A 13,859-nucleotide genomic window follows, 5' to 3' on the forward strand; every position below is an offset into this window, starting at 1 on the left:
TAGAACGCAAAGATCTATATATCAGCGCCGACCATCATTGACGGAATATGTAACAAAAGCTAAAAAGATCCATCCCGCCCGCCGCAGAGCTCGACATGGATCTTCGCCAACTGCGCTACTTCATTGCCCTCAACGAATACCGCAGTTTCGTCCGTGCCGCCGAAGCCATGGGCATTACCCAACCTGCATTCAGCCGGGCCATTCAAGGCCTTGAGCAAACCCTCGGTTGCTCATTGGTTGACCGCGCCAGCAAGACGCTGCAGCCAACCCCGGAAGGCCTGGTGGTACTGCAGCATGCCCGCCGGCTGGTCCAGGGCGCTGCCCAACTGAGCATTGATGTCTCACAGATGACCAAGCTCGACGCGGGTGAGCTGCAGTTTGGCTGTGGCTCGGCACTGGCTGTGCAACTGGTGCCCGACGCCTTGCAGCAGTTCATCAAGTTGCATCCCGGTATTCGCACTGCGCTGCAGGTCGACAATGGCGAACGCCTGGGACAAGCCTTGCGCCGCGAGCAGATCGAGTTTTTTATCGATGATGTACGCCCATTCGAGGCCGATCCGTACTTTCATACCGAACCTCTCAAACCACGCCCGGGGCTGTTCTTCTGCCGTGCCGGCCACCCCTTGCTAAGCAAGGACAGCTTGTCTACCAATGACCTGTTCGCCTACCCGCTGGCCAGCGCCCTGCTCGCTCCCGGTGTGCGCAAGCGTCTGGCCAACCTCAGCGGGCGCAGTGACTTCAGCGCGCATTTGCAGACCGAGCATCTACCGGTGCTGCGCAGCGTAGTGCTGGGCAGCGACACGATTGGCGCGGCCAGCGAGGAGGCAGTGGCTGAAGACCTCAATGCGGGGCGCCTGGTGCGGCTGCACTGGCGCAACCTGCCACCGGGTCTGGAGGTGCTCAGCGTGCGTTGCGGTATCGTCAGCCGCAGTGGCTACCGGCTGTCAGCTGCAGCCAGGGCGATGATCGATATGCTGATCAGTCTGGATCAACCAGAGCTGCCTGCCCAGCGGGCACCTGACGTCGGTCTGCGCGCCACTCATTCGCCGCACTGATAACAGCGCATCAACCGTACTCGGTTCCGGCGTTCGGCTTCAGGGGCTATGCTGGCAGACACTGATTGACCATCAGCAAGGCGCCGCCACGGAGCGATAACAATGAAAAGCCTCGTCGAACACCTCAGCCAGTACGCCAACTACCATCGCGACCCGCGCAACATCGCTACCCATTTCGTCGGTATCCCGCTGATCGTGCTGGCGGTGACCGTGCTGCTGTCGCGGCCCGGTTGGGAGCTGGCGGGCGTGTGGCTGTCACCGGCTTTGCTGGCAGCGGCGGTGTCGGTGTGGTTCTACCTGCGTCTGGACCTGCGCTTCGGCCTGGTGATGGGGCTGCTGCTGGGCTTGTGCCTGTGGCTCGGTCAGGCGCTGGCGGTGCAGAGCACCGGCGTGTGGCTGAGCGCCGGGCTGGGCACGTTCGTGCTGGGCTGGATCATCCAGTTCGTCGGGCATTACTACGAGGGGCGCAAGCCGGCGTTTGTCGATGACCTCAGCGGCTTGATCATCGGGCCATTGTTCGTGGTAGCGGAAGCGGCGTTCATGCTCGGGCTGTGCCCGCAATTGAAACAAGCCGTGGAGGCGAATGCCGGGCCAGTCGCCATCCGCCAGAAAAAGGCGGCGGCGTAACAGCCGGTGCAGCTTGCCTCGGGGTGAGGCAAGCCAGCTCAGGTCAGGCGCTTACTGACGCGACTCGACGCCCAGCTCATCCCACACCGACTCGGCCAGGTGGAAAGTGGCATTGGCCGCCGGAATCCCGCAATAGATCGCGCTCTGCATCAGCACTTCCTTGATTTCTTCACGGGTCACACCGTTGCTCGCAGCGGCACGCAGGTGCAGCTTGAGCTCGTCGGTGCGGTTCATGCCGATCAGCATGGCGATGGTGATCAGGCTGCGGGTGTGCCGTGGCAAGCCAGGACGGGTCCAGATATCACCCCAGGCGTGGCGGGTGATCATCTCCTGGAACTCGCCGTTGAAGTCGTTGAGTTTCTCCAGGCTGCGGTCCACATGGGCATCGCCGAGCACGGCGCGCCGCACCTGCATGCCAGCGTCGTAACGTTGTTTTTCGTCCATGGTGCGCTCCTCAGCGGGCCAGCAGAAAGTCGAGTACACGGGCCGTGAACGGCGCGCCAATTTCGACGTTGGAAAGGTGTGCCGCGGCGAATTCGACGTACTCCGCGCCGGCGATGGCGTTCTGCATGAAGCGGCCGTGCTCAGGCGTGGTGACCACATCGGCAGTGCCGGCAACGATCAGGGTCGGCACCTTCACCGCCGTCAGTTGCTCGCGGTAATCGGCATCGCGCACAGCGGCGCAGTTGGCGGCGTAGCCTTGCGGCGAGGTCTGCGCGAGCATCTCGGTGATGCGCTGCGCCTGCGCTGGCTGGGTCTGGGCGAAATCTGCAGTGAACCAGCGGGCGATCGACGCATCACGCAGGTCGAGCATGGCCTGACGGCCCTGCTTGAGGACCATTTCGATACGGGGATTCCACACTTCATCGCTGCCGATCTTGGCCGCAGTGTTGCACAGGGTCAGGCTGAGCAGACGCTCGCCGGCATTGATCCCCAGCCACTGGCCGATCAGCCCGCCCATCGACAGGCCGACAAAGTGCGCCTGGCGGACGTCCAGTGCATCCAGCAGCGCCAGTACATCGGCGCCCAGTTGCTCGATGCGGTACGGGCCGTCTGTCACCAGCGAGCCACCGTGGCCGCGAGTGTCGTAGCGCAGCACCCGGAAATGCTCGCTCCAGGCCGGGATCTGCGTGTCCCACATGCCCAGGTCGGTGCCCAGCGAATTGGACAGCACCAGCACCGGAGCGCCTTCGGGGCCATCGAGTTGGTAGTTCAGTACGCCATCAGCCAATTGCAAATGCGCCACAGCGGTCTCCTCAGGCAATGAATTGTTGGTGTTCAGCCACGGCACGCGCCACCCAGACGCGGGCCTGACCAAGGTAATGAGCGGGGTCGAGCAGGCGGTCGAGCTCTTCGCCGGACAACTCGGCGCTGATCTGCGCTTCGTCGCCGAGCACGGCGCGCAAGTGGCGCTGTTCGGCAACCGCACGCTGGCAGCACTGTTCGAGCAGATGATGCGCGCGGTCACGGCCCAGGCGCTGCGCCAACACAATACTCACCGCCTCGGCCAGCACCAGGCCTTGGGTCAGGTCGAGGTTGCGGCGCATGCGCTCGGCATCGACCTGCATGCCGTCGGCAATCACTTGGGCCTGGCGCAGGGCGCCAGACACCAGGCAGCAGATATCCGGCAAGGTCTCCCATTCGGCGTGCCACAAGCCGAGGCTGCGCTCGTGCTCTTGCGGCATGGCAGCAAACAGCGTGCTGAGCAGGCCCGGCACGCGTGTGGCCGCGCCGATCAGCACCGCGGCGCCGACCGGATTGCGCTTGTGCGGCATGGTCGACGAGCCGCCTTTGCCAGGCGCCGAGGGTTCGAACACCTCGCCGGCCTCGGTCTGCATCAGCAGGCTGATATCACGGCCAAACTTGCCCAGGCTGCCAGCCACCAGGCCCAGCACCGAGGCGAACTCGACCAGCCGATCACGCTGGGTATGCCACGGCTGCTCAGGCAGGTTCAGCCTGAGCTGCTCGGCCAGCGCTTCGGCCACCGGCAGCGCTTTGCTGCCCAATGCCGCAAGGCTGCCCGAAGCGCCGCCGAACTGCAGGCACAGCAAGCGCGGACGCAGCTCCTTGAGCCGTTGCCGATGGCGGGTCAGTGCGCCGAGCACCCCGGCCAGCTTCATGCCCAGAGTGACCGGCGTGGCGTGCTGCAGCCAGGTTCGGCCAACCAGCGGCGTGTCGGCATGCTGCAGCGCCTGGCGAGCGAGGCTGTCGGCCAGGCGGGCCAGATCGGCCTCGATCAACGTCAATGCATCGCGCAGTTGCAGGACCAGACCGGTGTCCATGGCGTCCTGGCTGGTGGCGCCAAGGTGCACATAACGCTCGGCCTCGGGTACGCCGCTGGCGACCACCTTGCCCAATGCCTTGACCAGCGGAATCGCCGAATTGCCCGCAGTGGCGATGGCATCGGCCAGCGCATGGGCATCGTAGCGTTCCGCCTTGCACGCCGCCTCGATCGCCGGCACCGCCGTGTGCGGCACCAGCCCGGCGCTGGCCTCGGCGCGCGCCAGGGCTGCTTCGAAGTCGAGCATGCCCTGCAGACGGCCACGGTCAGAGAAGATCTCGCGCATGGCCGGCGCGGTGAAGTAGGCGTCGAACAGCTGGTTGTCCGCTCGGTGGGTCATTATCGATCCTTAGTCATCGTGGTGCAGGTACGCCGCTTGCTTGGGCAGGCGCAGGCTGAACAGGAAGGCAATCGCCATCATTGCCGTGACGTACCAGTAGAAGGTGTTTTCCATGCCCAGAGTCTTCAAGCCCAGGGCAACGTACTCGGCCGAACCGCCAAACAGCGCGTTGGCCACCGCATACGCCAGGCCGACGCCAAGGGCGCGTACCTGCGGCGGGAACATCTCGGCCTTCACCAGGCCACTGATGGAGGTGTAGAAGCTGACGATACACAACGCCAGGGTAATCAGCACGAAGGCCATGAACGGGCTGGTGACGGTTTTCAGCGCCATCAACAGCGGCACGGTGAACACGGTGCCCAGGGCGCCGAACAGCAGCATCGAGTTGCGCCGGCCGATCCGGTCGGAGAGCATGCCGAACACCGGCTGCAGGATCATGAACAGGAACAGCGCCCCGGTCATGACGAAGCTTGCGCTCTTGGCGTTCATCCCCGCGGTGTTGACCAGGTACTTTTGCATGTAAGTGGTGAAGGTGTAGAAGATCAGCGAGCCACCGGCGGTGTAACCGAGCACGGTGATGAACGCCGCAGCGTGGTTGCGGAACAGGCCTTTGACGCTACCTGCATCCTTGTCCTGACGCGCCTCGGCAGTGCTGGTTTCGTGCAGCGAGCGGCGCAGCATGAGCGAGATCAACGCCGCAACGGCACCGACCACGAACGGGATGCGCCAGCCCCAGGCACGCAGCTCATCTTCGCTGAGCAACTGCTGCAGGATTACCACCACCAGCACTGCCAGCAACTGGCCGCCGATCAGGGTCACGTACTGGAACGAGGCAAAGAAGCCGCGCTGGCCGCGCAATGCCACTTCGCTCATGTAGGTAGCCGTAGTGCCGTATTCACCGCCTACCGACAGGCCCTGGATCAAGCGCGCCAGCAACAGCAGCGCCGGCGCCCAGGCGCCGATACTGGCGTAGGTAGGCAGGCAGGCAATGATCAACGAGCCGAAGCACATCATCAGCACAGAGATCATCAATGAATGCTTGCGGCCTTTGCGGTCGGCCAGCCGACCGAAGATCCAACCACCGATTGGCCGCATCAAGAAGCCCGCAGCGAATACCCCGGCCGTGTTCAGCAGCTGCACCGTGGGGTCATCGGAGGGGAAGAAGGCTGGCGCAAAATAGATTGCGCAGAAGGCGTAGACGTAGAAGTCGAACCACTCCACCAGGTTGCCTGATGATGCACCGACAATGGCAAAAATGCGCTTGCTGCGCTCTTCACCGGTGTAATGAATTGAGGTCATGGTGGGATTACTCCTGAGGGTTACCGTTGAATCTAGACATACTTAGTAACACTCATGTTCCGCCAGCCCGGCTTTGGTCGGGGTTGAAAGGCAGTCTGGCCGCGTTGCGAACCCAGACCAGCAGTGCTCAGGTTGCGTGGACCTGAGCACTGCTGGCACGCTGGCACAAAACGGCCAGGCTGCATGTTGCGCTTGCTCAGACCCGCTCGATAGCCAACGCCAGGCCTTGGCCGACGCCTACACACATGGTCGCCAGGCCTTTGCGCCCGCCGGTTTTTTCCAGCTGATGCAGCGCTGTCAGCACCAGGCGTGCGCCGCTCATGCCCAGTGGGTGGCCAAGGGCGATAGCACCACCGTTCGGGTTGACCTGCGGCGCGTCATCCGCCACACCCAGCTCACGCAGGACCGCCAGGCCCTGGCTGGCAAAGGCTTCGTTCAGCTCGATGACATCAAAATCTGCCACGGCGATGCCCAAGCGCTCGGTCAGCTTGCGTACCGCAGGCACCGGGCCGATGCCCATTACCCGCGGGGCAACGCCAGCGCTGGCCATGCCGAGTACGCGCGCGCGTGGGGTCAGGCCGTGCTTCTTGACCGCTTCGGCCGAGGCCAGAATCAGCGCCGCAGCACCGTCGTTGACGCCCGAGGCGTTGCCGGCGGTGACGGTCTTGTCCGGGCCGTTGACCGGTTTCAGCCGGGTCAGCGCTTCAAGGGTGGTGTCGGGGCGCAGGTGTTCATCCTGCTCGACCACGGTCTCGCCCTTCTTGTGGGCGATGCGCACCGGCACGATCTCTTCAGCGAAGAAACCCGCCGCCTGCGCGGCACCGGCCTTCTGCTGGCTGCGCACGGCGAAGGCGTCCTGATCGGCACGCGATACCTGATAATCGTCGGCAACGTTGTCGGCGGTCTCGGGCATCGAATCGACGCCGTACTGGCTCTTCATCAGTGGATTGACGAAGCGCCAGCCGATGGTGGTGTCTTCCAGCTTCATGTTGCGCGAGTAACCGCTCTCGGCCTTGCCCATGACGAACGGCGCACGCGACATCGACTCGACGCCGCCGGCAATCGCCAGCTCCATTTCGCCGCTGGCGATGGCGCGGAAGGCAGTGCCGATGGCGTCCATGCCCGACGCGCACAGGCGGTTCAAGGTTACCCCGGGAATGCTCGCCGGCAAGCCGGCCAGCAGCAGCGCCATGCGCGCAACGTTGCGGTTGTCTTCACCGGCCTGGTTGGCGCAGCCGAAGAACACCTCGTCGACCTGATCCCATTGCACCGACGGGTTGCGCTCGATCAGCGCCTTGAGCGGCACTGCCGCGAGGTCGTCGGCACGCACGCTGGCCAGGGCGCCGCCGAAGCGGCCGATGGGGGTGCGGATGGCGTCGCAGATGAATACTTCACGCATCACGCTTCTCCTGGCTTCTGGCCGTGGGCGGCAGCGGTGCGCTCTTCCAGATCACGCAGCGCGGTCAGTTCCAGCTCGGTCGGCGCAGCGGTAGTCTGCGCGTCGTCGGCAAAACGAATGGCCCAGCCGGTGGCGGCGATGATCTGCTCGCGGGTCACGCCTGGGTGAATCGAGGTGACCACGAATTCGTTACTGCCAGCTTCCGGCTCCATGATGCACAGGTCGGTGATGATCCCGACTGGGCCTTCACCGGGCAGACCGAGACGCTTGCGCGAGTCGCCGCCTTCACCGTGGCCGACCGAGGTGATGAAGTCGAGCTTGTCGACGAATGCACGCGGCGACTGCTTGAGGATGATCAGCACCTGTTTGGCGGAACCGGCGATTTCCGGTGCGCCGCCGGCACCTGGCAAGCGCGTGCGCGGGGCGTGGTAGTCACCGACGACGGTGGTGTTGATGTTGCCGAAGCGGTCGACCTGAGCAGCGCCAAGGAAGCCCACGTCAATGCGCCCGCCCTGCAGCCAGTAGCGGAAGATCTCGCCAGTCGGCACCACGGTGTCGGCCGTTTCGGCCAGCTCGCCATCACCAATCGACAGCGGCAGTACGGTTGGCTTGGCGCCAATCGGGCCAGATTCGTAGATCAGCACCACGTCAGGCGACGAGGTCAGGCGCGCCAGGTTGGCGGCCTTGGACGGCAGGCCGATACCGACGAAGCACACCGCGCCATTGCGCAGCCGGCGGGCGGCGGCGACGGTCATCATTTCGGAAGTGGAGTAGCTCATTGTGCGGCCTCCGTGGTGCTGGCCAGCTTGGCCTTGAATTCGCTGAAGTCGGCGGTGCCGCGGATGTATTGGTCGATCCAGGCGGTAAATGTCGCGCGGTCACGGGCGATCGGGTCCCAGGCCTGGTAGAAGCGGTTGTCGCGCTCGTAGTAACCGTGGGCGTAGGACGGATGCGCGCCACCTGGCACCAGGCACACGGCAGACAGCGCCCAGGTCGGCAGCACGCAGGCGTTCATCGGCGCCTGCAGGTCGTCGACGATTTCTTCGACGGTGACGATGCAACGCTTGGCGGCGAGGGCTGCTTCTTTCTGTACGCCGAGGATACCCCACAGCAGGACGTTGCCCTTGCGGTCGGCCTTCTGCGCGTGAATCACGGTCACGTCAGGGCGCACCGAAGGCACCGCTGCCAGGACTTCGCCGGTGAACGGGCAGGTAACGCTCTGGATCAGCGGGTTGACCTTGGGCAGGTCGGAACCGGCATAAGCACGCAGTACAGCAAAGGGCAGGCCCGAAGCGCCGGCGACGTAGGCGTTGGCCAGGTCGGCGTGGCTGTGCTCTTCGATCTCGATCGCGTGCGGCCATTGTTTTTCCACGGCGTCACGCAGGCGGTGCAGCGAACCGACACCTGGGTTACCGCCCCAGGAGAAGATCAGCTTGCTGGCGCAACCGGCGCCGATCAACTGATCGTAGATCAGGTCCGGGGTCATCCGCACCAGGGTCAGGTCACGTTTGCCCTGGCGAATGATCTCGTGGCCCGCGGCGGTCGGGATCAGGTGGGTGAAGCCTTCGAGAGCGACGGTGTCGCCGTCCTGGATGAACTGCTTCACGGCCTCGTGAAGCGAGAGGATTGCTGCCATTGGAGACTCCTGGTCAGGATGCTGCGTTGAGCTCAGATTAAGCAAGCAGGACACGTCGCACAATCCGATAATCGATTACTCGTTCGATTATCGAACATTTTGTTGTTGTGCTATCCATTGCTATTCAATGCCGCAAAGCCGCTGTACGAGCGGCCTGCGGTCGTTGCCCAAGCTACATCAGGTTGCGTCGGCGTGGCTTACCAAGCCTTTGATGATCACAGCGACCGTGGCCAGCGCCGCAGGCACCAGCAGCGCAGTCAGCACCTGCTCGAAGTTCCAGCCCAAGCCGAGCAAGGTCGCCCCGCTCCATGCCCCGAGAATCGCCCCGAAGCGGCCGATGCCGAGCATCCACGATACCCCGGTAGCCCGCGCCTGGGTCGGATAGAAGCGCGCGGCGAGGGACGGCATGGCCGATTGCGCGCCGTTGACACACATACCCGCGACCAGCACCAGCGTTGCCAGAATGGTGATGTTGCCCAGGCTCTGGCCAACCGCGTAGGCAAACACCCCGGCCAGCAGGTAGAACACGCCGATGACCTTGTGCGGGTTGTAACGGTCCATCGCCCAACCGACACCGACCGCACTGAGCACACCGCCAAACTGGAACAGCGCGCCGATGAACGCCGCCTGCTCCAAGCTCGCGCCACTGTCGCGCATCAGCGTCGGCAGCCAGCTGGTCAGCAGGTAGACGATGACCAGACCCATGAAGTAGGTCATCCACAACAGCATGGTGCCCACCCCATAGGTGCCGGAGAAGATCACCGCAAACACGCTGCGCGCGGCGACCACTTTCTGTTCCGGCACACTGAAGCTGGCAGCCTTGGCCACGATTGCCGGCGCAATCGGCGCCAGGGTCTTGCGGATCTTGTCGATACTGCGGTTGCGCACAACCAGAAAACGCGCCGACTCCGGCAGCCAGAACAGCAACACCACTGCCAGAATCAGCGGCAGCACGCCGCCAACAACCAGCAGGCTGTGCCAGCCATAGGCCGGGATCAGTTTCGCCGACATGAAGCCGCCCCCGGCCATGCCCAGGTTGAAACCGCAGAACATGCTGGTCACCAGCAGCGACTTGAGCCGTTCCGGGGTGTATTCAGACAGCAGAGTGGTCGCGTTGGGCATGCCAGCGCCGAGGCCAATGCCGGTCAGAAAGCGCAGGATCAGCAACTGGTCGACATTGGTCGCGTAGGCCGAAGCCAGGCTGAAGCCGCCGAACACCAAAACGGCAGCGACCAGCACACCCTTGCGGCCGAAGCGGTCAGCCAACGGGCCTGAGCCCAGCGCGCCGAATACCATGCCGATCAGCGCGGCGCTCATGACCGGCCCGAGGCTGGCCCGGTCGATACCCCACTCTTGTGACAGCGCCGGAGCGATAAAGCCCATGGCGGCAGTATCAAGGCCATCGAGGAAGACAATCAGGAAGCACAGGATCACCACCCGCCATTGATAGCGCGACAGCGGCTGCTGATTGATAAAGGACTGAACGTCGAGGCAGCTGCCGACGTTGGTTTGCGGTTTGTTCATTGTTGTTATCCAGAAAATCGGCGCAAGCAAAACCCTGGCGCACTGTTGCCGCGGGTTGCGAAAAGACGGTTACGGCCTGGCGTCAGCCTGGATACAACGACACTGGATGCGGGTACGCCCGCAGCTCAGAAAAGACAGTGATCATGGTGTTGCCTCGCATGTTGTTCTTGTTCGGTCGGCACAGCCGACCGTTGCGAGAAACATTAATCAGCACGCGATGGCTGCGCAATTCGTTGGCCGCAAGTATGGGCGTTTATCGAACAGTAGATTGCGCAGCTCTCGCGGCTCAGCCAAACAGTTGGGTGCACAGATCCCGACTCGAGGCGAGCAGGATCGGCAAGAACCGCTGCTCAAGCTCGCTGCGGGTGACCCGGCCGACATGCGTACTGACGTTGAGCGCCGCGAGTACCTGCCCCGAGGCATCGTAGATAGGCACGGCAATCGAACGCAGGCCCTGCTCCAGCTCCTGATCAACCACACACCAGCCCTGCGCGCGAACCTGCTGGATGCAGGCGAGCAGCGACTCCTTGTCATGCAACGTGCGGCTGGTACGGGCCTTGAGATCGGCGCGATCGAAGTATTCGTGCAGGCTGGCGTCGTCCAGCGCGGCCAGCAGAATCCGCCCCATCGAGGTGCAATAGGCGGGCAGCCGGCCACCCACCGAGAGGTCGACCGAGATCAACCGCTCGACCGTGGCCGAGCGGGCAATATAGAGGATGTCATCGCCTTCGAGGGTGGCCATGTTGGCGGCTTCGTGCAGTTGGTCGCTGATGCGGTCCAGATAAGGCTGGGCCGACATCGCCAGCGGCGTCGAAGACAAATAGGCATGGCCAAGCGTGAGCACCTTGGGCAGCAAGGAATAGGTCCGCCCATTGGTGGTGGCGTAACCCAGCTTCATCAGCGTGTGCAGGCAGCGCCGCACCGCTGCACGGGGGATCTCGGTACGGTGGCTGATCTGCGCGATGGTCAGGTGCCGCTTGCGCTCCTGGAACGCCTGAATCACCGCCAGGCCGCGCGCCAGTGAGGTCATGAAGTCCGGATCACCGGTGAAGGCCTGAATGCGTTTGGCCGGTGAGGCAACGATGGGCGGCGCCATCGCTGCAGAGCCAGTGCGCTCGGGCATCGGGGAAACGGTGGGCAAGCTTTCGTCGCTCATGGCTGACCTCGAAAAATAATGGGCGCTTCGTGCGATTATCGAACGAACGGCCGATAATCGCAATTGACCGCTGACACTTTTGCTTATACCTTTCCCCTGCCACATGTGGCTTCTTTGGAGAGACTGGTCAGGTACCCACCGTAGAAGTCCCCAGGCACGGCCTCGCTGACGCGGGGCCGTTTATTATTCCTTCTGTGCTGCAATACGAACTTAATCGTTTATCTCCACTCCAAGTTCTTGCAGTACAAATGATGAAATCACCTGCTACTTGCTCATCGTCAAAGTCTTGCTTCACTATCAGTGAAGACCGATGATCAAACTTCAGCCGGTTGCTACAATTGAATCATTTGAATCACTGCTCGAGCATGCCAGATCGGCGATAGCCGGCTCCCCGCCTCCCTATATAGCCTTGATCCTAACATCGCATGCTCTGATGCCCTTGCTTGCTTGAACCCTGTCGCTGCGACAGCACACTCGCTCTGGTTGCGTGGCCGCATGCCCGATACTGCATGTCGAAGCCGGAGTCTTTACTCTAACTAGTCAGGTATTTACTGTGACGAAAGATGAACTGCGCGCCGAGCTCGAGCGCCAGGCCGAACGCTTCAAGGATGTGTACGGTGGTGAAGTCACCACCTACGCCGCTCAATCCGAACCCGAGCGCAAACCATGGCGCAAACGCGCGACTGTCCAGGACCAGGTATTCGCCCAGGAACTGGAAAAGATGGAAAAGGACCTGCGCGGCGACGAGGCCTGAGCATTCAGGCAAGGCATTGACTGTGTCGAGTAGCGCCAAGGCAGCGTCCTAACTGCCCATGAAATGGAATTACACAAATTTCATACAGACGTTTGAATGAGTGTGACGGTACGCGCTTTGCGTGAATTCGCCGGCGTTTAGGGCAATTGGCGGAATTTACACCAAAAAATATCGCTCCTTGTGCAGCGCACTGGTAACCGTACCGGGCTTTTTTTGCTGCCATCGGTCTGCCGGGGGTGCATCGGCTGCCATGGTTTTCTGGCATAATCCGGCCCCCCTACGACCGCCAGAAAACCTTCATGATCGATTTATTCAGCGGATTGGATGCCTGGGTAGTAGTGAGCCTGGTGCTCGCGCTCACCTTTGTACTCGCATTCGAGTTCATCAATGGCTTTCATGACACCGCCAACGCGGTAGCTACTGTCATCTATACCAAAGCCATGCCCCCGCACCTCGCCGTGTTCTTCTCTGGCGTGTTCAACTTCCTCGGCGTGCTGCTTGGCGGCGTTGGCGTGGCCTATGCCATCGTCCACCTGTTGCCGGTGGAACTGCTGATCAATGTGAACACCGGTCACGGCCTGGCCATGGTCTTCTCGTTGCTGGCCGCGGCCATCGCCTGGAACCTGGGCACCTGGTACTTCGGTATCCCGGCCTCGAGTTCGCACACCCTGATCGGCTCGATCCTCGGTGTCGGCCTGGCCAACGCGCTGATCAGCGACATCCCGCTGGGTGATGGCGTCAACTGGCAGAAGGCAATCGACATCGGTATGTCGCTGGTACTCTCGCCACTGGCCGGCTTTGCCGTGGCGGCGCTGGTTCTGCTGGGGCTGAAGTGGTGGCGCCCGCTGTCGAAGATGCACAAGACACCGGAGCAGCGCCGCAAGCTCGACGACAAGAAGCATCCACCGTTCTGGAACCGCCTGGTACTGGTGATCTCGGCCATGGGCGTGAGCTTTGTGCACGGCTCCAACGACGGCCAGAAAGGTATCGGCCTGATCATGCTGGTGCTGATCGGCATCGTCCCGGACAAGTTCGTACTCGACCTGAACAGCACCACCTACCAGATCGAACGCACCCGGGATGCAACCCTGCACCTGAGCCAGTTCTACCAGCGCAATGAAGCGATGCTGGGCGAGTTCCTGGCGCTGGGCAAAGCCCAGGCGGGCGATCTGCCGGAGAAGTTCAGCTGCAACCCGCAGCAAACCGAACCGACCATTGCCGCGCTGCAATCGTCGCTGCAAGGCGTGACCGACTACCGCGCGCTGGGCGCCGAGCAGCGCGTCGAAGTGCGCCGCTACCTGCTGTGCCTGGACGACACCGCGAAAAAGGTCGGCAAGCTGCCGGGCCTTGAGCCGCGTGAGAAGTCCGACCTGGAAAAACTGCGCAAAGACCTCACCGCCACCACTGAATATGCACCGTTCTGGGTGATCGTCGCGGTTGCGCTGGCCTTGGGCCTGGGCACCATGGTCGGCTGGAAACGCGTGGTACTGACTGTCGGCGAGAAGATCGGCAAGCAGGGCATGACCTATGCCCAAGGCATGTCGGCGCAGATCACCGCGGCCTGTGCGATCGGCATGGCCAACGTGTTCAGCCTGCCGGTATCGACCACCCATGTATTGTCTTCGGGCGTAGCCGGGACCATGGTCGCCAACAAGAGCGGCCTGCAAGGCGGCACCGTCAAGACCATCCTGCTGGCGTGGGTACTGACCCTGCCGGCAACGGTCGGTCTGGCTGCCGGGCTGTTCTGGCTGGCCACCAAGGCGATCAGCTGAAGCACATTGTGATGAT

General features: G+C 62.8%; 13 protein-coding genes. 4 read left to right on the top strand and 9 right to left on the bottom strand.

Annotated elements, in window-relative coordinates; genetic code table 11:
- Positions 1-95 precede the first annotated feature (95 nt).
- A complete protein-coding gene (locus tag K3F44_RS14660) occupies positions 96-1,055 on the top strand; it encodes a LysR family transcriptional regulator (protein ID WP_220632488.1) in 960 nt (319 codons plus the stop codon).
- 102 nt (positions 1,056-1,157) lie between these two features.
- Positions 1,158-1,682: a DUF962 domain-containing protein gene (locus K3F44_RS14665; RefSeq protein ID WP_220632489.1), complete on the top strand. Its 525-nt coding sequence runs from the start codon at positions 1,158-1,160 to the stop codon at positions 1,680-1,682.
- A gap of 51 nt (positions 1,683-1,733) precedes the next feature.
- Here the strand turns inward: K3F44_RS14665 and pcaC are convergent, their stop codons facing one another.
- The 9 genes from pcaC to pcaR form a co-directional block, all read right to left on the bottom strand.
- Positions 1,734-2,126 carry a 4-carboxymuconolactone decarboxylase gene (gene pcaC, locus K3F44_RS14670; protein WP_101321936.1) on the bottom strand — a complete coding sequence of 131 codons (393 nt, stop codon included), beginning with the start codon at positions 2,124-2,126 and terminating at the stop codon, positions 1,734-1,736.
- Between the two features lie 10 nt (positions 2,127-2,136).
- Entirely contained in the window at positions 2,137-2,928 is a 792-nt protein-coding gene (gene pcaD, locus K3F44_RS14675; RefSeq protein WP_220632490.1) for a 3-oxoadipate enol-lactonase, read from the bottom strand.
- Between the two features lie 10 nt (positions 2,929-2,938).
- The gene (locus tag K3F44_RS14680) at positions 2,939-4,303 is read right to left on the bottom strand and encodes a 3-carboxy-cis,cis-muconate cycloisomerase (protein WP_150570612.1); all 1,365 of its coding nucleotides are present in this window, start codon (positions 4,301-4,303) and stop codon (positions 2,939-2,941) included.
- 9 nt (positions 4,304-4,312) lie between these two features.
- The gene (locus K3F44_RS14685) at positions 4,313-5,602 is read right to left on the bottom strand and encodes an MFS family transporter (protein WP_101321939.1); all 1,290 of its coding nucleotides are present in this window, start codon (positions 5,600-5,602) and stop codon (positions 4,313-4,315) included.
- A 196-nt stretch (positions 5,603-5,798) separates the two neighbouring features.
- A complete protein-coding gene (pcaF, locus tag K3F44_RS14690) occupies positions 5,799-7,004 on the bottom strand; it encodes a 3-oxoadipyl-CoA thiolase (protein WP_181107725.1) in 1,206 nt (401 codons plus the stop codon).
- On the bottom strand, positions 7,001-7,780 hold the full coding sequence (locus K3F44_RS14695; protein WP_101321941.1) for a CoA-transferase subunit beta: 780 nt from the start codon (positions 7,778-7,780) through the stop codon (positions 7,001-7,003). The genes pcaF and K3F44_RS14695 overlap by 4 nt, the downstream gene beginning before the upstream one ends.
- Entirely contained in the window at positions 7,777-8,637 is an 861-nt protein-coding gene (locus K3F44_RS14700; protein WP_101321942.1) for a CoA transferase subunit A, read from the bottom strand. Before K3F44_RS14700 ends, K3F44_RS14695 begins: the two co-directional genes overlap by 4 nt.
- 177 nt (positions 8,638-8,814) lie before the next feature.
- On the bottom strand, positions 8,815-10,161 hold the full coding sequence (locus K3F44_RS14705; protein ID WP_101321943.1) for an MFS transporter: 1,347 nt from the start codon (positions 10,159-10,161) through the stop codon (positions 8,815-8,817).
- A gap of 286 nt (positions 10,162-10,447) precedes the next feature.
- Complete coding sequence (gene pcaR, locus K3F44_RS14710) at positions 10,448-11,317, bottom strand: pca regulon transcriptional regulator PcaR (protein ID WP_101321944.1); 870 nt, start codon at positions 11,315-11,317, stop codon at positions 10,448-10,450.
- Between the two features lie 553 nt (positions 11,318-11,870).
- On the opposite strand from pcaR, the gene K3F44_RS14715 reads away from it, so the two are divergent.
- Entirely contained in the window at positions 11,871-12,071 is a 201-nt protein-coding gene (locus tag K3F44_RS14715; RefSeq protein WP_101321945.1) for a hypothetical protein, read from the top strand.
- 299 nt (positions 12,072-12,370) lie between these two features.
- On the top strand, positions 12,371-13,843 hold the full coding sequence (locus tag K3F44_RS14720; RefSeq protein ID WP_101321946.1) for an inorganic phosphate transporter: 1,473 nt from the start codon (positions 12,371-12,373) through the stop codon (positions 13,841-13,843).
- Positions 13,844-13,859: the final 16 nt, after the last annotated feature.

It is taken from the genome of Pseudomonas sp. S07E 245, assembly GCF_019599025.1.
Classification (GTDB): Bacteria; Pseudomonadota; Gammaproteobacteria; order Pseudomonadales; family Pseudomonadaceae; genus Aquipseudomonas; species Aquipseudomonas shirazensis.